Source organism: Pseudomonas sp. BAY1663 (assembly GCF_000582595.1).
Classification (GTDB): Bacteria; Pseudomonadota; Gammaproteobacteria; order Pseudomonadales; family Pseudomonadaceae; genus Stutzerimonas; species Stutzerimonas stutzeri_AF.
Genome location: NZ_AZSV01000088.1, coordinates 1 through 17,396 on the forward strand (window position 1 = coordinate 1; position 17,396 = coordinate 17,396).

The 17,396-nt window shown below is 69.1% G+C and carries 17 protein-coding genes and 3 pseudogenes; 9 read left to right on the forward strand and 11 right to left on the reverse strand.

Annotated elements, in window-relative coordinates:
• Positions 1-751, forward strand: a 751-nt coding sequence (locus BAY1663_RS18845; RefSeq protein WP_037043725.1) for a molybdopterin molybdotransferase MoeA, incomplete at its 5' end; no start/stop codon positions are given.
• 55 nt (positions 752-806) lie between these two features.
• Here the strand turns inward: BAY1663_RS18845 and BAY1663_RS18850 are convergent.
• From BAY1663_RS18850 to BAY1663_RS18885, 9 genes and pseudogenes are all read right to left on the reverse strand, one after another.
• The gene (locus BAY1663_RS18850) at positions 807-1,358 is read right to left on the reverse strand and encodes a cytochrome b (RefSeq protein WP_037043728.1); all 552 of its coding nucleotides are present in this window, start codon (positions 1,356-1,358) and stop codon (positions 807-809) included.
• A gap of 120 nt (positions 1,359-1,478) precedes the next feature.
• The gene (locus BAY1663_RS18855; protein WP_051497186.1) at positions 1,479-2,966 is read right to left on the reverse strand and encodes an ATP-binding protein; all 1,488 of its coding nucleotides are present in this window, start codon (positions 2,964-2,966) and stop codon (positions 1,479-1,481) included.
• Positions 2,960-3,618 (reverse strand): annotated as a pseudogene (locus tag BAY1663_RS18860) (response regulator). The gene BAY1663_RS18855 and the pseudogene BAY1663_RS18860 overlap by 7 nt, the downstream one beginning before the upstream one ends.
• Positions 3,619-3,670: 52 nt before the next feature.
• Positions 3,671-4,322: pseudogene (locus tag BAY1663_RS25460) on the reverse strand (tetratricopeptide repeat protein).
• Entirely contained in the window at positions 4,319-5,137 is an 819-nt protein-coding gene (locus tag BAY1663_RS18865; RefSeq protein ID WP_037043730.1) for an SDR family oxidoreductase, read from the reverse strand. The pseudogene BAY1663_RS25460 and the gene BAY1663_RS18865 overlap by 4 nt, the downstream one beginning before the upstream one ends.
• A gap of 10 nt (positions 5,138-5,147) precedes the next feature.
• Positions 5,148-5,795, reverse strand: coding sequence for a TenA family transcriptional regulator (locus BAY1663_RS18870; RefSeq protein ID WP_037043732.1), 648 nt, complete (start codon positions 5,793-5,795; stop codon positions 5,148-5,150).
• 8 nt (positions 5,796-5,803) lie between these two features.
• Positions 5,804-7,252: an AMP-binding protein gene (locus BAY1663_RS18875; protein ID WP_037043734.1), complete on the reverse strand. Its 1,449-nt coding sequence runs from the start codon at positions 7,250-7,252 to the stop codon at positions 5,804-5,806.
• Positions 7,236-7,925 (reverse strand): thermostable hemolysin, encoded by a 690-nt coding sequence (locus tag BAY1663_RS18880; RefSeq protein ID WP_037043735.1) that lies wholly within the window; start codon positions 7,923-7,925, stop codon positions 7,236-7,238. Before BAY1663_RS18880 ends, BAY1663_RS18875 begins: the two co-directional genes overlap by 17 nt.
• A gap of 120 nt (positions 7,926-8,045) precedes the next feature.
• Positions 8,046-8,435: a YkvA family protein gene (locus tag BAY1663_RS18885; RefSeq protein WP_037043736.1), complete on the reverse strand. Its 390-nt coding sequence runs from the start codon at positions 8,433-8,435 to the stop codon at positions 8,046-8,048.
• A gap of 79 nt (positions 8,436-8,514) precedes the next feature.
• Between BAY1663_RS18885 and BAY1663_RS18890 the strand changes: the two genes are divergently transcribed.
• Positions 8,515-9,465 carry an SdiA-regulated domain-containing protein gene (locus tag BAY1663_RS18890; protein WP_128576391.1) on the forward strand — a complete coding sequence of 317 codons (951 nt, stop codon included), beginning with the start codon at positions 8,515-8,517 and terminating at the stop codon, positions 9,463-9,465.
• A gap of 143 nt (positions 9,466-9,608) precedes the next feature.
• On the forward strand, positions 9,609-10,028 hold the full coding sequence (locus BAY1663_RS18895; RefSeq protein WP_256206877.1) for a hypothetical protein: 420 nt from the start codon (positions 9,609-9,611) through the stop codon (positions 10,026-10,028).
• A 113-nt stretch (positions 10,029-10,141) separates the two neighbouring features.
• Here the strand turns inward: BAY1663_RS18895 and BAY1663_RS18900 are convergent, their stop codons facing one another.
• Positions 10,142-10,882: a phosphatase PAP2 family protein gene (locus BAY1663_RS18900; RefSeq protein ID WP_037043739.1), complete on the reverse strand. Its 741-nt coding sequence runs from the start codon at positions 10,880-10,882 to the stop codon at positions 10,142-10,144.
• 35 nt (positions 10,883-10,917) lie between these two features.
• Complete coding sequence (locus tag BAY1663_RS18905) at positions 10,918-12,876, reverse strand: LTA synthase family protein (RefSeq protein WP_037043742.1); 1,959 nt, start codon at positions 12,874-12,876, stop codon at positions 10,918-10,920.
• 109 nt (positions 12,877-12,985) lie between these two features.
• On the opposite strand from BAY1663_RS18905, the gene BAY1663_RS18910 reads away from it, so the two are divergent.
• The 6 genes and pseudogenes from BAY1663_RS18910 to BAY1663_RS18935 form a co-directional block, all read left to right on the forward strand.
• On the forward strand, positions 12,986-13,669 hold the full coding sequence (locus tag BAY1663_RS18910; RefSeq protein ID WP_037043745.1) for a response regulator transcription factor: 684 nt from the start codon (positions 12,986-12,988) through the stop codon (positions 13,667-13,669).
• Positions 13,659-14,933: a HAMP domain-containing sensor histidine kinase gene (locus BAY1663_RS18915; RefSeq protein WP_037043748.1), complete on the forward strand. Its 1,275-nt coding sequence runs from the start codon at positions 13,659-13,661 to the stop codon at positions 14,931-14,933. Before BAY1663_RS18910 ends, BAY1663_RS18915 begins: the two co-directional genes overlap by 11 nt.
• Before the next feature lie 81 nt (positions 14,934-15,014).
• Positions 15,015-15,692 carry a class I SAM-dependent methyltransferase gene (locus BAY1663_RS18920; RefSeq protein WP_037043751.1) on the forward strand — a complete coding sequence of 226 codons (678 nt, stop codon included), beginning with the start codon at positions 15,015-15,017 and terminating at the stop codon, positions 15,690-15,692.
• Positions 15,693-15,694: 2 nt separating this feature from the next.
• Entirely contained in the window at positions 15,695-16,420 is a 726-nt protein-coding gene (locus tag BAY1663_RS18925) for a lipopolysaccharide kinase InaA family protein (RefSeq protein ID WP_037043755.1), read from the forward strand.
• On the forward strand, positions 16,410-16,805 hold the full coding sequence (locus tag BAY1663_RS18930; protein WP_037043758.1) for a diacylglycerol kinase: 396 nt from the start codon (positions 16,410-16,412) through the stop codon (positions 16,803-16,805). Before BAY1663_RS18925 ends, BAY1663_RS18930 begins: the two co-directional genes overlap by 11 nt.
• Before the next feature lie 28 nt (positions 16,806-16,833).
• Positions 16,834-17,396 (forward strand): annotated as a pseudogene (locus BAY1663_RS18935) (LTA synthase family protein); the annotation flags it as partial.

Here is a 17,396-nt window from a genome sequence, read left to right on the forward strand (position 1 = left end):
CGGCCGCAGGACTGGGCTGCTGGCGAGCTTCGGCGTCGCCCGCGTCGCGGTCTACCGCCGGCTGCGCGTCGGTCTGCTGTCCAGCGGCAACGAGCTGCGCGAACCGGGCCAGCCGCTGGCGCCGGGGCAGATCTACAACTCCAACCGCTACTGCCTGCTCGGCGTGCTGCGCAGCCTCGGCCTGGAGGTGCACGACTACGAGATCCTGGTCGACGAACTGGCCGCCAGCCGCGACGCCCTGGCCTTGGCCGCTTCGGAGTGGGACCTGCTGATCACCTCCGGCGGTGTCTCGGTGGGCGAGGAGGATCACCTCAAGCAGGCGATCCGCGAACTCGGCGAGCTGCACCTGTGGCGCCTGGCGATCCAGCCGGGCAAGCCGTTGGCTTTCGGTGAAGTGGGCGGCAAGCCATGGATCGGCCTGCCGGGCAATCCGGCTGCGGCGCTGATCACCTCGCTGGTGGTGGCGCGGCCGTTCCTGTTGCGCGCCCAGGGCTGCAGGGAGGTGCTGCCCAAGCCGCTGCGCCTGCCGGCCGGCTTCGCCTGGCGCAAGCTCAACAGCCGGCGCCAGTACTTGCGCGCGCGGCTGGAGACGGTCGAGGGCGAGCTGCGTGTCTGCCTGCATCCGCGCCAGGGCTCGGCGATGCTGACCTCCGCCAGCTGGGCCGAGGGGCTGGCCATCGTCGAGTGCAACCGCACGCTCGAAGAAGGCCAGCCGGTGGAGTACCTGCCGTTCAGCGACCTGCTCGGCTGAAACAGGCGAACGCCCGGTCGCAGGCGAGCCGACCGGGTGTTTTCACATCTGCGCCTCAGGCCTGGTGCCGGTGCGGCAGCATCCGCTGCAGGGTGCCGTCGCGGCGTACGTACTGGTGGAACAGCGCGGCCGCCGCGTGCAGGCCGATCAGCCAGTAACCGGCCTGCGCCAGCGCTTCATGCAGCTCCTTGAACTGCCCGGCCCGGTCGGGATTCGGCGCGACCAGCGCCGGCAGTTCGAGGCCGAAGAAGGGGATCGGCTTGTCCGCGGCGCTGAGTGTCAGCCAGCCCAGCAGCGGCAGGCCGATCATCAGCCCGTACAGCGCCAGGTGCATCGCTTTCGCCAGCGCCTGTTCCCAGGCAGCACCCGCCACGGCGTTCGGTGCCGGCCGCAGCCAGCGCGCCAGCAGGCGCAGCCAGACCAGCGCGAACACCGCCAGGCCGAGCATGAAGTGCCAGTGCTTGAGCATCTCGCGCGGCTCGCTGCCCTTGGCGAAATTACCCTTGAGTTCGATGGTCGCGTATACCGCGGCGATCAACAGCAGCATCAGCCAGTGCAAACCGATGGACAGCCGCCCGTAGCTCGCCGGCCCCGTTTTACCGTTCATTTCACTACTCCGCGTATGGGTAATGCGGCCATTCTAGGTAGCGAAACTTAAGCGAAGCTTAGCGAGGGGTAGGGCGTGTTGCCGCAGCCGGTTGGTGGTGGATGGCTTCGGCCATCCACCCTACGGACTGCGCGGGTTCTGGCTGCCGTAGGGTGGAAAACGGCCAAAGGCCTTTTCCGCCGCCACGCCCCGTCGCGGCAGGCGCACCACGACCCGCAGCCCACCCAGCGGCGAGTCCAGCAGCTCGACCGTGGCGCCGTGCAACTCGGCGATGCGGGCGACGATCGACAGGCCGAGCCCGGCGCCCTGGCCTTCGCCGAGACGGAAGAAGCGTTCGAACAGTTGCGGACGCAGTTCGACGGCGATGCCCGGGCCGCTGTCGGCGACTTCGAGGGTCAAGCGATCGCTGTCGCCATGCAGCTGCACCTCGATGCGTCCGCCGCACGGCGTGTATTCCAGCGCATTGCCCACCAGGTTCTGCAGCAGGGTGGCCAGGCTTGCGGCATCGCCGTCCAGGCGCAGGTCGGCGTGTTCGTCGGCCTCCAGGGTCAGCTCCTGCTCGCGCGCCAGCGCCAGCGGCGTCAGCTCGGCGAGCGTCTCGCGCACCAGGGCGCGAAGGTCCAGCGGCGCCAGGCGCAACTGCTGGGCGCTGGGCTCCAGGCGGGCGAGGGTGAGCAGCTGGGTGACCACCCGGGTGGTGCGGTCGACGCCGGCGAGCAGTTGTTCGAGCGCTTCTTCGCGTTCCCGCTCGCTTGCGGCCTGTTGGGCATTCTGTGCGTGGATGCGCAGCACCGCCAGCGGCGTGCGCAGTTCGTGGGCGGCGTCGGCAATGAAACGCTTCTCGCGCTCGACCAGTTGGTTGAGCTGCTGCAGCAGGCGGTTCAGCGAGGCGGCGACCGGCTCCAGCTCCCGTGGCAGCGGCGCCAGCAGCAGTGGTGCGAGGTTGTCCGGATCGCGCGCCTTGAGCAGCTGCGCCATGCGCGCCAGCGGCCGCAGGCCCCAGCCCACCGCCAGCCAGATCAGCAGGGCCAGCAGCGGCAGGCCGATGAGGTCCGGCAGCAGGCTGCGCCGGGCGATCTTGCCGACCAGCTCGCCGCGCACGTCGCCGCGCTCGCTGACCAGGATCCACAACGCGTCCTGGTGGTCCTGCAGCAGGAACAGCCGCCAGGCGCGGCCGTCGAGCACGACGTCGTGATAACCGCCGCCCAGCCGGGCGAAGGGCTGCTCCGTCGCCGCGCCGGTACTGGCCAGCAGTTGCTGCAGCGCGCCATCCGGGGCGCCGGCCGATTGCAGCACGGTGCGGCCGTCCGCGGCGAAGACCTGGAAGCCCAGCTTGCTCTCGTAGTCGTGGCCGGGCACGCCCTGGTCGCGCCGCGCGTTCACCGCCGCGTCCAGCGCCGTCTGCAGGGCCTGCCGTGCCTGCGGGCTCATCTCGCTCACGATCAGACCCTGCACCAGCCGCGCGCTCTGCGCCAGCTGGGCGTCGAACAGCTCTTCGATCTCGTGGTGGGCGTCGCGGTAGCTGCGCCAGGAGATCAGGCTCAGCGACAGCAGCAGGGTGCCGAGCAGCAGCGCCAGGGTGCGCTGGCGGATCGAGCGCTTCAGCATTTATCCACCAGGTAGCCGACGCCGCGCACGGTGCGGATCAGCTCGGGGAAGAACTTGCGGCGCAGGTGGTGGATGTGCACTTCCAGCGCGTTGCTCTCGACCTCCTCGTCCCAGCCGTAGAGCGCCTGCTGCAGCCGGTCGCGGGTCAGCACACGGCCGGGCTGGGCGAGCAGTTCGTGGAGCAGGACGAACTCCTTGCGCGGCAGGTTGACCGGCGCGCCCTGGTAGCTGACCTGCTGGTTGACCGGATCGAGCAGAATGCCACGGTACTCCAGCACCGGCTCCGGGCGATTGAAGCTGCGCCGCAGCAGCGCGCGCAGACGTGCCTTGAGTTCGGCGACGTCGAACGGCTTGACCAGGTAGTCGTCGGCGCCGGCATCCAGCCCGGCGATGCGGTCGCTGGTGGCATCGCGCGCGGTGAGCACCAGCACCGGCACCGGGTTGGCCGCGGCGCGCAGGCGCTTGAGCACGTCCAGGCCGTCGAGGCGCGGCAGGCCAAGGTCGAGGATGGCCAGCTCGAAGCTCTCGTGGTTCAGCGCATGCAGCGCGCTGGCGCCGTCCTGCAGCCAGTCGACCGTGTAGCCTCGGGCTTGAGCGCGGTGCGGATGCCCTCGCCGAGGGCGCGATCGTCTTCCACCAGCAGAATGCGCATGTGGTTCCTCTTGCTCGCGGTGTTGCCGTGCATTCAACGCCGTAGCGCGTGGTTATTCCAGCTTTTCCTCGACCTCGGCGAGCAGCGCGCGGGCCTCGTCGCGGCGGCCGGCATCGGCGACTGCGCGGCCGGGGGCGGTCCGGCGCGGCGAGGGCCTTCTGCAACGCCGCGCGGGCTTCGCCGTAGCGTTTCTGGCGCAGCAGGAAATCGCCGTGGAAGTAGTTCGGGTCGATGCCGTCCGGGTTCAGTGCCAGCGCCTGCCGGAACAGCGCTTCGGCCTTGTCGTCGTCGCCGAAGCCGATCGGCCAGCCGGGCACCTGGTAGTAGAGGCTGGCCAGGCTGGTGTAGGCCGAGCCGTCCAACGCCCTGGGGTCGAGCTCGATGGCCTTCTCCAGCTCGGCCTTGGCCTGCTTGACCAGGCCGAGCGCGCCGAGGCCGCCCTTGGCGCCGGCCCAGGTGCTCAGCACGATGCCGTGCCAGATATGCAGCTCGGCGGCCCGCGGTTCGCCGGCCACGGCGCTTTCGGCCTCGGCGGCGAGCCTGGCGAAGGCCGCTTCGCGTTGCGTCGGCGGTAGCCGGTAGTTGATCTCGGCCCAGCGCGTCTGCACCTGGCGCAGCGCCGTCTCGCTGGCCGGGCTGAGGGCGAAGGAGGGCTGGCTGGCCAGCGCCAGCAGGGTGCAGCAGAGACCGATGAGGTATTTCATGGCTGTTCTCCAGGTGGGGTCGGACGGGGCGCGCTGCGGGCGAAGCGCTTGATCACCGGCAGCTGCTTGCGCAGCGCCTGGTCGACCAGCCGCGGCAGTAGGCTGTTGAGGCGCACGAAGAGCTTTTCCGGCCAGCCGAGGTAGAGCTCCTCGCGCTCGGCGACGATGGCGCGGACGATCTGCCGGGCGACGGCCTGCGGGTCGTCCATGCCGACCTTGAGTGCGTCGTTCATCGCCACCACGTCGGCGCTGTTCATCGCCGTGCGGGTGGCCCGCGGCGCGATGTAGAGCACCTTGACGTGGCTGTCGGCCAGCTCGCGGCGCAGCGCCTCGGAGAAACCGCGCACGGCGAACTTGCTGGCGCAGTAGGCGGCGAAGCCCGGGTAGCCGATCGAGCCGAAGGTCGAGCCGAGGTTGATCAGCAGTGCCTGCGGTTGCTGGCGCAGCAGCGGCAGCAGCAGGTGGGTGAGTTGCAGCGTGGCGGTGACGTTGACGCCGATCAGCCGGGCGATGGCGTCTTCGTCCTGCTGTTCGAGCAGTGTGAACTGGTTGATCCCCGCGGCGTTGATCACGCAGTTGAGCCCGCCGAAGCGGCGCGCGGCGTCGAGCACCGTCTGCCGGCCGCTGCGCTGGGCGAGGTCGGCGCAGACCAGGCTGAGCTGGCCGGGATAGCGCCGGGCGAGGTCTTCCAGGGCGAGGCTGTCGCGCCCCACCAGCAGCAGCCGGGCGCCGCCGGCACAGAGCCGTTCGACCAGCATCCGGCCGATGCCGCCGCTGGCGCCGGTGAGCAGGGCGCGACATTGATTGAGTTGCATGGTCGCGCCCTCAGGCCGTCAGGCTGCGGAAGATGTCGCCGTAGAGGCGGTACACCACGCGGGCCGTATGCACCACGGCGGCCTTGTCGTGCTCGTCGTCGAGGCGGTTCATCAGCTTCTTGAAGAACTCGATGTGCTCCAGGTCGAGGCTGCCGTGGGAGGTCAGGTAGCTGAACGCCTTGGCCGGCAGCTCGAGCTTGGCCTGCAGCACGCCGGCGGCCTGGGTGGCCAGGGCGATGCTGGTGCCTTCGAGCACGTTGACCATGCCGAAGAAGCTCGCCGGGTTGTGCCGGGCGATGCGGTCGTAGACATAGGCGACCATCAGCTCGGTGGGCAGCGCCGGCTGGCCGTGGCGCACCGCCTCGGCATCGCCGCCACAGGCGCGGATGTCGTTGAGGATCCACTCCTGGTGGCCGATCTCTTCCTCGATGTATTCGGCGATGGCCTCGCGCAGCCATTCCAGCCGTTCCGGCAGGCGCGCGCCGCAGGCCATCAAGAGCGGCACGGTGTGCTTGACGTGGTGATAGGCCTGGGTGAGGAAGGCGATGTACTGCGCGTGGCTGGCGGTGCCGGCCAGCGCGGCATGGATGATCGGCGAGGCCAGCAGGTATTCGCGTTCGGCGCTGGTCTGGTGTTGCAACTGGTCGAAGAATTCCATGGTGTACCTCATCGGGATTGAAGGGCGTCGATCGCCGCCAGGTAGCGTTCCAGCAGGGCCGGGCGGCGCAGCCGGCCGTTGGCGGTGGCCAGGCCGTTGTCGCTGCAAAAGGGTTCGGCTGCGCGCAGCCAGTGGTGTGCGCGGGCGTAGTCCGGCAGGCCGGCATTCACCCGCTCGACCGCCCGGGCCAGTTCGGCATCGCTGCAGTCGGCGCGCCGTGGCACCAGCACGGCGACGTTCTGCGCCAGCGCTTCGCCGTGCAGCCAGGCCTGGGCGATCGAAGCCTGCTGGACCAGCTCGGCCTCCACCCATTCGGGGTTGACGTTGCGCCCGTAGGCGGTGACGAACTGGTGCTTCTTGCGCCCGTGGAGGATGAGGAAGCCGTCCTCGAAATGCCCCAGGTCGCCGCTCGCCAGCCACTCACCGTCGAGCGCCGGCTCGCCGAGATAGCCGAGCATGCGCGGCCCCCGGACCAGCACCTCGCCGTCATCGGCCAGGCGCAGTGCCAGGTGTGGCAGCGGCCGGCCGACGCTGCCGATGCGCCGCGCTTCGGGTGTGTTCAGGCAGACCACCGAGGCGCACTCGGACAAGCCATAGCCCTCGTACACCGGCAGGCCGAGCCGCTCGGCGCGTTCGAGCAGCTGCGGTGCCACCCGCCCGCCACCGACCGCGACGAAGCGCAGCGAGGCCGGCAGCGGCAGGCCCTGCTCTGCGGCGCTGACCAGCGCCAGCAGCAGCTGCGGCAGCAGGATCAGGCTGTGCGGCCGGCTTTCATTCAGCGTGGCGAGAAAGCGCGGCAGGTCGAAGCCGGCACTGCCGGAGAAGCCGATCTGCGTCAGCGGCCGCAACTCGATCCGGGCACCGGCCAGCAGCGGCGCATAGAGCCCGGCGATGTTCTCCAGCAGGGTGGCCAGCGGCAGCACGCACAGGTGATGGCGGATGTCGCACGGGCCGCTGGCCTGCCACAGGCTTTCGGCCACCGCCAGCTGCGCCGCGGCGTCCAGGCAGACGCCCTTGGGCTGGCCGGTGGTGCCGGAGGTGTAGGTGATCTTCCGCGTGCCGGCCGGTACCGGCGTGGCGGCGGTGTGCGAACGCAGCAGCAGGCCGGGCTCGTGCTGCGCGAAACCGGTGCGCGCGGTCAGCGTGCTGGCCGCGCCGATCAGGCAGTCGATGCCGGCATGCTGCAACACGTGCGCCTGCTGGGCGGGCGAGAAGAAGCCGGGCAGCGGGACGCAGACCAGCCCGGCGCGCAGCAGGGCCAGATCCCACAGCGCCCAGTCCAGGCCGTTGTCCAGCGCCAGGGCGACGCGCTGCACGCCGAGCGTTTCGAGCCGGCTGGCACGGGCGGCGATCTCATGGCGCAGTTCGGCGTAGCTCAGCTGGCGCGCGCCTTCGCTCAGCGCGATGCCGGCGTGCCGTTCGAGCGCGGCCCAGAAGCGTTCAGCTGCAGGCTGCATGGGGCACCTCGCCGGCGATGAACAGGGGCTGGTAGCCGAGCCGCGCATAGACGCCGAGCTGCAGCAGGTGCTGATGGCCCGGCAGGATCTCGCCGGCCATCACTTGGGGCCGGCTGGCGTAGTAGCTGCCCCAGTCGGGGAGTTCTTCACCCATCCGCGCCGGGTCGGCCAGGCCCAGCGGCAACGGGTTGAGTGCCAGGCGCTGAAAGCTGTTGAGCAGCGCCGGCGTGCCGGTGAACACCACCCAGCGAAAGCCCTGGGCGACCAGCAGATCGGTCAGCGCGACGATCAGCAGGCGCGCCGAGGCATTGCCGAAGGCGGCCAGGTTGCCCACCTCGACGATTTCCGCGCGGATCACCTCGCGGCCGCAGCGCTGGCTGACGGCCTGCTCGATCGGCAGGTCCAGGTAGCGTTCGAGAAACAGCGGGCGGCGCTGGGCGCTGCGCAGGCCGACCGCGCCCTGTACCTCGCCGTTCGCGCTGTGCAGGCCGAGCAGGCAGGGCATGAAATGCCGCACCCGTGCCTGATAGTGCTCGGCGAAACGCCGGCGGATGAAGTCTTCCAGCGCCACGCGCCGCGCGCCTTGGCCGGCGTGCGCCAGCTGCAGGGTCAGCGGCGGTTCGCGGCCGATACGCGCCAATGCGTCGGTGTGATCAACCCAGGGCAGTTCCATCGGGGAACCTCGGTTATGAGCCTGGGGCGGATTGTTGGTCGGCAAACTTAAGGCAGTCTTAAGGCGCGAGCGCGGTCCTGGCGCCGTTTGAGCCGCTACGTTTTTTTCACATTCGTTTGGTTATGTTCGGCCACGCCCGATCAGCCAGTAGCCGACCAGCGCGGCGCCGATCAGCCAGAGCAGCAGGATCACCACGGCACCGGCGCGGCTGACCGGCCGTGCCGCCCGCTGCGCTTCCCAGGCCAGGGCCCGGCTGCGGCATTCGGCAAGGACGCCCGGCGGCATCAGGCGCAGCACCAGCCAGATGCCCAGCGGCAGCAGGAGCAGGTCGTCGAGATAGCCGAGCAGCGGAATGAAGTCGGGAATCAGGTCGATCGGGCTGAGGGCGTAGGCCACGATGGCCACGGTCAGCACGCGCAGCCACCAGGGCGTATCCGGGTGGCGGGTGCAGAACCAGAGCGCCATCACGTCACGTTTGAGGGTACGGGCCCAGCCTTGCAGGCGGGCCATGAACGGGGGCTGTCCGGACACCGGGCGCTCCTTCTATGAGCAGACGAACTGGCGGCGCCAGCGCTGAGGATGTGTCACGATGACGCAAAGCTCCCTGTACACCGGGCCCCGCATGGGCCTTCGCTTCGGCCGGCGGCGCCGGCTGTTCGGCCTGGCCGCGTTGCTGCTCGGCCTGGCCGTCAGCGTTGTGCTGCATTGGGACGAACGCCTGTACTTTTACCTGACCCGGCAGATGCATGTCACCGGCCAGGACCTGGCCAACCGCTGGCTGCCGGCCTACCGGGTCGCCATCGACGCCAAGCCGGTCGAAGGCATCGCCCGCAACCTCTCGGCCATTACCTATGATGCCGATCTCGACCGCCTGTTGGGCGTGATCAATGGCGGGCCGACGCAAATCGTCGCGCTGAGCAAGACCGGCGAACTGCTCGAGCGCTATCCGCTGGAGGGCTTCGGCGACATCGAGGGGCTGACCTACATGGGCGGCGGCCGGGTCGCGGTGTCGGACGAGCGCACCCAGCAGGTGAGCATCTTCCAGCTGCCGGCCTTGCCGCGAACCATCGATATTTCCGAAGCGAAGTTCTTTTCGCTGGGCATCGCCCTCAACGGCAACAAGGGCTTCGAGGGGGTGACCTACGATGCCGCCGGCGATCGCATGTTCATCGTCAAGGAGCGCGACCCGCGCCAGCTGTACGAAGTCGATGGCCTGGCGGCCAGCCTTGATGGCCAGTTGCAGCTGGCGATCCATGATCGCAGCGACTGGATCGCCAGGCAGGTGTTCGCCACCGACCTGTCGGATATCCATTTCGATGCGGCCACCGGCCACCTGATCCTGCTCAGCGACGAGTCCCGCCTGGTGATGGAGCTCAGCGACGACGGCCGCATGCTCAGCTACCGCAGCCTCCACGGCCTGCTCAGCGACCTGCAGCACTCCGCACCGCAACCCGAGGGCGTGACGATCGACAACGACGGCACGCTCTATGTCGTCAGCGAACCCAACCTGTTCTACAGCTTCCGGCGTGAGGAAGGGTAGGGTGCGTTCCTGCCGGCGCCTTCACGCCTTGTTCACATCGCCTTGACGAAACCCTGACGACGAGGCGCCCAGACTGCTCAGCGTCACCGCGGCGTGCGCTGCATGGCCGCGGGCTTTCGTTGTCTTTCGCAGGGGTGAACCCGATGTCCACGCGCCTTTCGCATCCCCAACGTGCCGCCAAGCGGCGCCGCCAGCCACCGCGCAACCGCCGGGCATTGCTGGCGGCGATACTTGCCGGGCTCTCACTGGCCGGTTGTCAGGGTGTTCCCGGGCAATTGGCCGGTGACGACTATCCGCCGGAATATGCCGAGGGGTTCCGCGCTGGCTGTGGCAGCGGGCGCCAGGCCGCCGGCGCACTGGCGCAGTTCCGCAAGGATGTACCGCACTACATGAGCCAGCCGCTGTATGCCGAGGGCTGGGACGATGGCTTCCGGCAATGCCAGGCCCTGCAGGCGAACGGCGGCGGGCTGACCGCCTGGCGGAGCAATGCCCTGGAGCGCGAGCGCGACCGCGACTGGCGCCACCATGTGGATCAGGCCAAGGCCCAGGCCTTGCGCCACTGAGCACGAAGGCCGCGCCAGGGCCGGTCGGCACCCTTGATGAAGGCTGTCCCGATTGCGTGTTGCCTGAAGTGCCCTTGTAGGCGCGGGTATGACCCGCTCCTACAGGGGCACGTCTAGATCGCCGGCTCGACCGCCGCGGCCGACTGCATGGCGGGCGCCGGCCGATAGAGCACCAGCCGGTAGCAGGCCAGGCAGATGGTCCAGTCGAACAGCAGCGTCCAGAGGTTGTGCGAGAGGAAGTGCGCGCCCTGCATGATGCGCCCGAGCGACAGCACCAGGCCCAGGCCCAGCGCCAACCCCAGGGCAGAGCGCGCCAGCCGCGGATGCCTGTCGCGCAGCACGAAGAACAGCGCCAGCAGCGAAAACCCTGCCGAGGCGTGGCCGCCGGGCCAGCAGCGCCCCGGCTTGAGGCTCGGCGCACGCGCGGACAGTAGCGGGGTGAAGGTCTCGCTGCCGCCGAATTCACTGAGGCTCCAGGGGCAATGCACGCCGGTGAGGGTCTTGAGCGGGGTGACGATGCTGGTCGACAGCCCGAGCGCCAGCACCAGGTAACCCAGCGGGCGGCGCCAGCGGGCCAGGCGGGTCGGCAACAGGCTGAGCAGGAAGCCGGCGATGGCCAGCACGCCGATGACGATCACCAGCTGCTTGACCCGATCATGCAGGAAGTCCTCGAGTAGCCAGCTGTACCGGCCGACGAAGCCCACGCCCGGCTCGTAGAACAGCCGCGACAGGGCGAAATCCAGTTGCGTCGGATCGCCGAACAGCAATGCCGCCATCGCCGCGGCAGGTGCGCCGAAGCCCAGCGCGAAGTTGAATGGCCGGCTCGCGTTGCCGGCATTGGAACGGGTGGTCATCGATGCTCCAGAGCGCCGCAGCGGCGCCGGCAGGTTCAGCGCTGGCTGAGTTGGTTGGCGTTGGCCGGTACGCTCTGCCAGCCCAGCAGGGCATGCCGGTAGTCGTAGCTGGCGCCCTGGTAATAGGCGACGTCGCGCTGCACCAGTGGGTCCTCCAGCAGCGCCTGGGACTCATGGCTCGAGTGCAGCGCATCGTCGTGCCGGCGTATGCCGCGCCGTGGGCTGAGAATCGCCAGGTCCTTGCCGTCGAACAGGCCCAGGTGCTGGTAGTTGCCGATCAGCGCCCGGCCCGGCCGGGTCGCGTCGTGCAGCAGGTCGCGGCCGAAGAAGGTCGAGACGTAATCCAGGTTCAGCAGGCCGAGCAGGGTGGGGGCAATGTCGATCTGGCTGGCGACGCCGTCCACCTCGCGCGGTTCGACCAGCGCCGGTGCGTAGACGAACAGCGGGATGTGGTAGCTGGCCACCGGCAGGTCCTGGGCGCCGGCGCTGCCCGCGGTGTGGTCGGCGACGAAGACGAACAGCGTGTTGGCGAACCAGGGCCTGCCGCGTGCCTGCTCGAGGAACTTGCCGATGGCGTAGTCGGCGTATTTCACCGCGCCTTCGCGGCCGTCGCCGGATGCAATATCGATGCGTCCGTCGGGGTAGGTGTAGGGGCGGTGATTGGAGGTGGTCATCAGTTGCAGCAGGAAGGGCTTGCCGACGGCATGGTCGGCGTCCGCTTCGCGCAGCGCCAGCGTGTAGAGGTCCTCGTCGGCCATGCCCCAGGCGTTCTTGAAATGGATGTCTGCCTCGTTCGCGCTGCTCTGGTCGACCACGCGGTAGCCGTTGCCGCCGAAGAAGGCGCTCATGTTGTCGAAGTAGCCACGCCCGCCATAGAGGAACACGCTGTCGTAGCCCTGGGCGCGCAGCTGCTGGCCGAGGCTGGCGAAACCGCTCTCGCGGCCGATGCGCTTGACGATCGAGCGGCCCGGGGTCGGCGGCACCGACAGGGTGATCGCCTCCAGGCCGCGGTCGGTGCGGGTGCCGGTGGCGTAGAAATTATTGAAGAACAGGCTCTGCTGGCGCAGGGCGTCGAGGTTGGGCGTCAGCCCGCGCGGGTCGCCGAAGCTGCCCAGGTACTTGGCGCTGAGGCTCTCGATGGTGACCAGCACGATGTTCAACTGGCGTGGGCTGCCCGGGTTGTCGATCATCCGGCGGATGTCCAGCGGGTCGCTGCCGATGAAGCGCGCGTTCGGCGCGCTGACCTCGGCGCGCAGCTGGCTGGCGACATTCCGTTCGGGCAGGGTGGCATAGAACTGCGGGTAGTCCAGCTCGTTGTTGCGGAAGGCGGCGAAGAACTGGTACGGGCCGTTGCTCGCCAGTTCGCGCTGGTAGGGGTTGCCGGCCGCACTGCGCGGGAAGTCCTGGCCGACGACCATGGCACCGGCCAGTGCCATGCCGGTCACGCCCGCCAGCATGCCGGCGCCACCACGCCAGGTCAGGCCCGGTGCGTCCAGCGCGCGGCCGACCAGCCGCTGCAGGGCCAGGCCCAGCACCAGCGACAGCCCGGCCAGCAGGCTCAGCAACGTATAGATCGGGTAGGACTCCATGATGTTGCGGATCATCTCGTCGGAATACACCAGGTAATCCACGGCGATGAAGTTGAAGCGCACGCCGAACTCGTCCCAGAACAGCCATTCGGCCACCGCGGTGAACAGCATTGCATAGAGGCTCGGCACCACCAGCATGCGCAGGCCGAGGCGATGCCAGCGGCTGGCCCAGATCCGCGGCGGGCAGAGCGCGAGGTACAGCGCCAGCGGCACGGCGGCGAAGGCCAGGTAGGCCAGGTCGTAGAGCGAGCCTTCGGCGTAGATGCGCAGCAGGTCGAGCGGCGCGGCGGCCGCCTCCTGCCAGTGCGCGGCCAGCAGCGCCGAGCGGGTGAGCAGAAACACTCCGAGCCAGAGGCCGAGGAGCAGGCAGAGGTAACGAAGCTGAGCATGACGGAGGAGAGGCATCGTATGATCCACGGAGCGGGTTGAATGCGCCGCAGTCTGCGTTCGTGCCCGTGAGCCCTTCGTAAAGAAGGCGTGAAAATTTCATCATCGACCCCACCCGCGAGGCGACATGCGCATCCTCGTCATCGAAGACAATCGAGACATCCTGGCCAATGTGCTGGACTACCTGGAGCTCAAGGGCTACGTGGTCGACTGCGCCCAGGACGGGCTCAGCGGCCTGCACCTGGCGGCCACCCAGGACTACGACCTCATCGTGCTGGACATCATGCTGCCGGGCATCGACGGCTATCAGGTCTGCAAGCGCCTGCGCGAGGATGCCGGGCGCGACACGCCGATCATCATGCTCACCGCCCGCGACGCGCTGCCCGATCGGCTGCAGGGGCTCGGTGCCGGGGCCGACGACTACCTGATCAAGCCCTTCGCCCTGTCCGAACTGGTGGCGCGCATCGAGGCGATCCTCCGGCGCAGCCAGGGCTCGCGCAAGCGCCAGCTGCAGGTCGGCGACCTGTGCTACGACCTCGATACCCTGCAGGCGGTGCGCGCTGGCCAGCCGCTGCGGCTCAATCCCATCGGCCACAAGCTGCTGGCGATCCTGATGCAGAAGAGCCCGGCGGTGGTGCGCCGCGAGCAGCTCGAGGACGCGCTCTGGGGCGAGGACGTTCCCGACAGCGACAGCCTGCGCAGCCATATCCATCAGCTGCGCCAGGTGCTGGACAAGCCTTTCGACAGGCCGCTGCTGCATACCGTGCATGGGGTGGGCTTCCGCCTGGCGGAGGACGCCGATGCTCGCTAAGCAGCCGCTCGCGCGACGAATCGTCATCGCCTTCACCCTGATGACACTGGTGGTCAGCGGCACCTTCGCCCTCGGTATCGTCGGCGTGGTGCATTTCATCGAGGAGCATCTGGTCACCGAGGAACTGGGGCGCGAACTGGACACCGTTTTGAACGACGTGCTGGTCCAGCGCAGCGCGCCGCGCCTCGACTCGGCGACCCGCTTCTTCGCCTCGAACCTGTCGGAGCGCGCCATTCCGAAGGCATTCCAGGGGCTTGCCGACGGCTTCACCGAGGTCGTGCGCGACGAGGATGCGTTTTACGTCTACCAGCGCGGGGTCGGAGGCGAGAAGTATCTGCTGGTGCAGGAACAGCACGAATTCGAGGCCCGCGAGAATGCGCTGTTCAACGTGGTGCTGGCCGGCTTCCTGCTCAGCGTACTGGGCGCCTGGGGGCTGGGCCGGTTGATGGCGAACCGGGTGATGGCGCCGGTGAGCCGGCTGGCCAACCAGGTGCGCCACCGCGACCAGCTGCATCCGCTGGCGCCGCCCCTGGCCTTGCAGTACCCGGACGACGAGGTGGGACACCTGGCAGCCGCCTTCGACAGCACCCTCAGCCAGCTGCGCCAGACCCTGGAGCGCGAGCGGCTGTTCACCGCCGACGTCAGCCACGAGCTGCGCACGCCGCTGATGGTGGTGCTCGGTGCCTGTGAACTGCTCGAGCAGGCCGAGCTGCCGGATCGCGCGCAACGGCCGGTGGCCCGCATCCGCCGCGCCGCGCAGGAGATGCACGCGCTGGTGGACACCTTCCTGCTGCTGGCCCGGGCACGGCCGGAGCAGGCCTCCTTCGGCGGCGCCGCCAGCCTGCAGAGCGTGGCGGCCGAGCAGAGCGAGCGCTGGGGGCCGTTGCTGGCGGAAAAGGGCCTGACCTTCGAGCTGATCGAGGAGGCGCGGGACGACGGTGCCTACAACCACACGCTGCTCAGCACGGTGATGTCCAATCTGCTGCGCAATGCGCTGCACTATACCGAGCGCGGCACGGTGCGGCTGATGCTCGCCCGCGGCGGTTTTCGCGTCGAGGACAGTGGCGTGGGCATCCCGCTGGAGCAGCAGGAGCGCATGTTCCAGCCGTTCGTGCGGGGCGCCGAGGCGCGTGGCGAAGGGCTCGGGCTGGGGTTGTCGCTGGTCAAGCGGATCTGCGCGCATCAGGGCTGGGAAGTCGGCGTGCAGCCGTGCGAACCGCAGGGCAGTTGCTTTCGGGTGCGGCTGAACGCGGGCGACGCTTGACGTTTTTTTCACATCCTTTTGACGGGGCCTTGATGCCTGCCTCGCTAGTTTGGCGTTCTGCTCATTACCGGAACGCCCGCCATGACGAGATCGAGCCCCATCGAACTGGAGTTCTCGCGCAAGTACGACCGCGAGCACGCCCACGAATATCTGCACAAGCACCAGGACGGCCTGGCCCGGCGCCTGTCGCACTGGCGTGACGAGCAACTGGCCCGCCGCGCGCTGAAAGTCGCCGGCGACCCCGACCTGGTCCTCGACCTGCCCTGCGGCGCCGGGCGCTTCTGGCCCCTGCTGGCCGAACACCCGACGCGCATGATCTTCGCCGCGGACAATTCGCCCGACATGCTGGCCATCGCCGAGGCCGCGCAGCCGCTGGAGGTGGTCAAGCGGGTGGAAACCTTCCAGACCTCGGCGTTCGCCATCGACATGGGCGACAACGCGGTGGACAGCATCTTCTGCATGCGCCTGCTGCACCACATCGCCGATCCGGCGCACCGCCTGGCGATGCTGCGCGAGTTCCACCGCGTCACCCGCGACACGCTGGTCGTCTCGCTGTGGGTGGACGGCAACTACAAGGCCTGGAAGCGCAAGCGCCTGGAGCGCCGGCGCTCGGCCAGGGACAACCAGAACCGCTTCGTCGTCGCCCGTTCGCTGATCGAGGCGGAGTTCGCCGAGGCCGGCTTCGACATCCTCGACCGCAGCGACTTCCTCCCCGGCTACGCCATGTGGCGCGTCTACGTGCTGCGCAAGAGGGGCTGAGCATGGGCCTACAACTCGTATTACCCGGCCCGCAGGCTCGGGCCAGCACCTTCGAGCGCTGGTGGAACGCGCAGGGCGAGTGGGTCGAGGAGCCCAACCTGCGGCGCGCCGGCGAAAGCGGCGTCAAGCGCCTGCGCCTGGGCGATCCGCGCCTGCCGCTGTTGTATTGCAAGCGCCAGACCGGGCACCTGTATCGCTCGCTGGGCCACCCGTTCGGCCGTCCCACCGCGCTACGCGAATATCATGCGCTGCGGGCGCTGGAGCAACTCGGCATCCGCGTGCCACGGGTGGTCTATTGCGCCGCGCAGCGCCCGCAAGGGCAATGGCGGGCGCTGCTGGTCACCGAGGCGCTCGTCGGCTTCGTCAGCCTCGAGCAGTGGTACCAGGGCGCGGCCCAGAGCGCCGGCGAGGCGCTGCGGCACCGGGTGCTGCGGCGCCTGGCCGAGATGCTGGCGCGCCTGCATCGCGCCGGCTGGCAGCATGGCTGCCTGTACCCCAAGCACATCTTCGTGCAGGTCGAAGGCGAGGGTGACCGCGCCCAGGTCGAGGTCGCCCTGCTCGATCTGGAGAAGTGCCGCCGCCGGCTGTCTTACCGCCGTGCCTCGCGACGGGACATGGCGCAGTTGCGCCGCCACGCCGAGCCCATGCCGGACGCCGACTGGCTTCGGCTCGAGGCCGAATATCGCCAGGCGCTGGCCGCCGTGCGGGAGGGTGCCGATGGATTCTGAACCGCTGGCCGCCGCCCTCGACGCGCAGAGCCTCAAGGGCCGCCAGGGGCTGCGGCGCATCCTGCAGGCCGGTGGCTATTCGCTGGCCGGGCTGCGCGCGGCGTTTCAGGGCGAGGCGGCCTTCCGCCAGGTGCTGCTGCTCGACCTGCTGCTGATCCCGCTGGCGTTGCTGCTCGACGTCAGCCGCGTCGAGCGCGCCGTGCTGATCGCCGTGGTGCTGCTGGCGCCGATCGTCGAGCTGCTCAATTCGGCCATCGAGGCCACCGTCGACCGCATCTCCCTGGAGCTGCACCCGCTGTCCAAGCGCGCCAAGGACATGGGCAGTGCCGCGCAACTGCTGACCATGACGCTGATCGCCGTGGTCTGGGCGGTGATCCTGCTCTGAGCCCGTACCGTCTTCCAAGGAACCTGTCATGACCAATGGAACCACCCGTGATACGGGCAAGGCCGCTGCCCAGCCGGGGCTGCGCCACCACCTGCTGTTCATGGCCGGCAGCGCCCTTGCGTTGCTGGCCCTGCTTTCCCTGCTGCGCCTGGCGCTGCTGCTGTTCAATCGCGAGCTGATCGGCGGCGCATCGCTGGGGATTTTGCTCGAAGGCTTCGGCAACGGCCTGCGCTTCGACCTGCGCCTGCTGGTCTACATCCTGCTGCCGCTGTCGCTGGCGGTGCTCAGCCGTCGGGCGATGGCCGCGCGCGGCCTGCAGCGGATCTGGCTGAGCGCCTGCGCCAGCCTGGTGATCCTGCTCGGTATGATCGAGCTGAACTTCTACCAGGAATTCCACCAGCGGTTGAACAGCCTGGTGTTCCAGTACCTGTCCGAAGATCCGGCCACGGTGCTGAGCATGCTCTGGCATGGTTTTCCGGTGGTGAAGCTGCTGAGCGTCTGGGGCGGGCTGACGCTGGCCTGGGCGCTGCTGTTCGGCTGGCTCGACCGTCGCTGCCGGCCGCACGCCGGCGCACTGGCGGGCCGGCTGGC

Excerpts from the sequence above, each read along its gene's own strand:
- BAY1663_RS18880 (WP_037043735.1), bottom strand. The coding sequence starts at position 7,925 with ATGGAACTGCCCTGGGTTGATCACACCGACGCATTGGCGCGTATCGGC.
- BAY1663_RS18905 (WP_037043742.1), bottom strand. The coding sequence starts at position 12,876 with ATGCCTCTCCTCCGTCATGCTCAGCTTCGTTACCTCTGCCTGCTCCTC.
- BAY1663_RS18855 (WP_051497186.1), bottom strand. The coding sequence starts at position 2,966 with ATGCTGAAGCGCTCGATCCGCCAGCGCACCCTGGCGCTGCTGCTCGGC.
- BAY1663_RS18865 (WP_037043730.1), bottom strand. The coding sequence starts at position 5,137 with ATGCAACTCAATCAATGTCGCGCCCTGCTCACCGGCGCCAGCGGCGGC.
- BAY1663_RS18895 (WP_256206877.1), top strand. The coding sequence starts at position 9,609 with ATGTCCACGCGCCTTTCGCATCCCCAACGTGCCGCCAAGCGGCGCCGC.
- BAY1663_RS18920 (WP_037043751.1), top strand. The coding sequence starts at position 15,015 with ATGACGAGATCGAGCCCCATCGAACTGGAGTTCTCGCGCAAGTACGAC.
- BAY1663_RS18925 (WP_037043755.1), top strand. The coding sequence starts at position 15,695 with ATGGGCCTACAACTCGTATTACCCGGCCCGCAGGCTCGGGCCAGCACC.
- BAY1663_RS18890 (WP_128576391.1), top strand. The coding sequence starts at position 8,515 with ATGACGCAAAGCTCCCTGTACACCGGGCCCCGCATGGGCCTTCGCTTC.
- BAY1663_RS18900 (WP_037043739.1), bottom strand. The coding sequence starts at position 10,882 with ATGACCACCCGTTCCAATGCCGGCAACGCGAGCCGGCCATTCAACTTC.
- BAY1663_RS18875 (WP_037043734.1), bottom strand. The coding sequence starts at position 7,252 with ATGCAGCCTGCAGCTGAACGCTTCTGGGCCGCGCTCGAACGGCACGCC.
- BAY1663_RS18870 (WP_037043732.1), bottom strand. The coding sequence starts at position 5,795 with ATGGAATTCTTCGACCAGTTGCAACACCAGACCAGCGCCGAACGCGAA.
- BAY1663_RS18850 (WP_037043728.1), bottom strand. The coding sequence starts at position 1,358 with ATGAACGGTAAAACGGGGCCGGCGAGCTACGGGCGGCTGTCCATCGGT.
- BAY1663_RS18915 (WP_037043748.1), top strand. The coding sequence starts at position 13,659 with ATGCTCGCTAAGCAGCCGCTCGCGCGACGAATCGTCATCGCCTTCACC.
- BAY1663_RS18930 (WP_037043758.1), top strand. The coding sequence starts at position 16,410 with ATGGATTCTGAACCGCTGGCCGCCGCCCTCGACGCGCAGAGCCTCAAG.
- BAY1663_RS18885 (WP_037043736.1), bottom strand. The coding sequence starts at position 8,435 with ATGGCCCGCCTGCAAGGCTGGGCCCGTACCCTCAAACGTGACGTGATG.
- BAY1663_RS18910 (WP_037043745.1), top strand. The coding sequence starts at position 12,986 with ATGCGCATCCTCGTCATCGAAGACAATCGAGACATCCTGGCCAATGTG.